The 560-nt window shown below is 71.2% G+C and carries 1 protein-coding gene and 1 pseudogene; both read right to left on the bottom strand.

What is annotated here, in order from left to right:
* Window positions 1-373 (bottom strand): annotated as a pseudogene (locus O3X23_RS43905) (DUF2637 domain-containing protein); the annotation flags it as partial.
* The coding region (locus tag O3X23_RS43900) for a DUF6303 family protein (protein WP_269281023.1) at window positions 370-560 on the bottom strand (191 nt) is incomplete at its 5' end. The gene O3X23_RS43900 and the pseudogene O3X23_RS43905, both read right to left, overlap by 4 nt.

Genomic DNA, 560 nt, shown 5'->3' with positions numbered 1-560 from the left:
CGGTCTCGGCCGTGACGATCAGCAGCAGCGGCGCGACCGCGTGCACAGCCACGCCCACCAGGTCGTTGTTCAACGCCGAGTCGGCGACGTTGAGCGCGAGGGTCATGCAGCCGGTCATCCACCGCAGGACGATGGGCCACGGTCCGCCGTTGCCCCCGAGCCGTGCGATCACCGCGTCCAGCCGGACCACGATGACCACGGCGGCATCCACCACGAGAGGAAGGATGGGTGCGGTCCACGCCCACCGGGCGGGTGTGTGCCCGGCTGCCAGCGGGGTGACAGTCAAGATCGAGTAGAGCATCGCGCCCGCCACGATCAGCCACGTGCCGGCCGACAGGGCGCGTTCCGCTGAACGGATCTGAACGGCGTTCACGCGCCCACCCCCGGCCATGAACGGACCCGGATCGCGGCGATCAGCACGGCCGGGGAGGCCGGGTTGTCGGGGGTCTCGCTGTCCTCGGTCCACGTCCACTCAGCGCCCGGCACCGGCTCGAAGCCGAGCGCCCGCAGCGCGCTTGAACGGTCCGTGAACGTCGGGACCGAGCGGCCGAACCGGTGCT

Source organism: Streptomyces sp. H39-S7, assembly GCF_027158205.1.
Classification (GTDB): Bacteria; Actinomycetota; Actinomycetes; order Streptomycetales; family Streptomycetaceae; genus Actinacidiphila.
This window is presented reverse-complemented; position numbering and strand designations above follow the sequence as displayed.